Consider the following 595-nt stretch of genomic DNA (forward strand, 5'->3'; position numbering starts at 1 on the left):
CCGCATGCTGCCGGGTACGGGGTGGCGTGCGGTCGGGGTGAGGTGCCGTTGATCGGTATCGACCTGGACCGCAAGGACGGCGTGGACGGAGTCGCGGGGCTGAACGAGCTTGCCTACCGGTACGGCTTCGAGGTGCCCCGCACGTTGACGGTGTGTACCCCCTCGGGGGGCTTTCACCTGTGGTTCACCGCCCCGACTGGTGTGTTGATCCCTAACTCGGCCAGCAAGCTCGCACCCGGAATCGATGTCCGGGGCACCGCCGGATATCTGGTGGGCCCCGGTGTTACCTACGCGCACGGAAGCTACTTCGTACACCCGGAACTTGCCGCTGTGCCGGAGGCGTACCCGATCCCTGAGGTGCTGCTCGATCTGATCCTGCCGCCTCCTGCTCCTCCGGTACGGCGCCGCTCCCTGCCGTCGCCGACAAGGGCGGGGGCGCGCATGGTCGGTCTGACCCGCACCGTGCTGGAAGCGCAACCCGGCCAGCGTAACGCCCGGTTGTTCTGGGCCGCGTGCAAGGCATCCGAGGCCGCCGACAGCCACCAGGTCGACGTCGGCCACCTCGAGGACGCCCTGACCGAGGCAGCCATCGCGG

Annotated in this window: 1 protein-coding gene; it reads left to right on the top strand. The window is 68.9% G+C overall.

What is annotated here, in order from left to right; genetic code table 11:
• Positions 1-48 precede the first annotated feature (48 nt).
• Positions 49-595 (top strand): bifunctional DNA primase/polymerase (locus tag JAO81_RS41985; protein ID WP_233416673.1); only part of this gene is annotated, 547 nt, incomplete at its 3' end.

This window comes from Streptomyces sp. N35 (genome assembly GCF_016464295.1).
Classification (GTDB): domain Bacteria; phylum Actinomycetota; class Actinomycetes; order Streptomycetales; family Streptomycetaceae; genus Streptomyces.